Annotated in this window: 1 pseudogene; it reads right to left on the bottom strand. The window is 73.1% G+C overall.

From position 1 onward, the window contains the following. A pseudogene (locus ACZYSP_RS35550) lies at positions 1-286 on the bottom strand (hypothetical protein); the annotation flags it as partial.

Genomic DNA, 286 nt, shown 5'->3' with positions numbered 1-286 from the left:
CGTAGCGCGCTGCAGTGCTCGTCTTGGGAGCGGTCGACCGGCTCATGTGTGTGCCGCCGTCATCCGACCCGAACGACTGGGCGCGGGCTGCGGTCTGGCGCCATTCGGCGAGCGAGCCCACGCAGTCGAGCCGCTCGGGCGCCGGCCCCACCACCAGCCACAGGATGCGGCCGGCCACCGAGAGCTCGCCGCTGCGGCGCTCCGGCGCCAGGCCCACCTCGAAGGTCTGCGACGACACCAGCAGGCCCACGCCGATGGCCTTCAGGCAGGCTTCCTTGCGGCTCCA

Source organism: Variovorax sp. F042 (assembly GCF_057814215.1).
The sequence above is the reverse complement of the archived record's forward strand: the minus strand, read 5'-3'. Positions and strand labels throughout refer to the sequence as shown.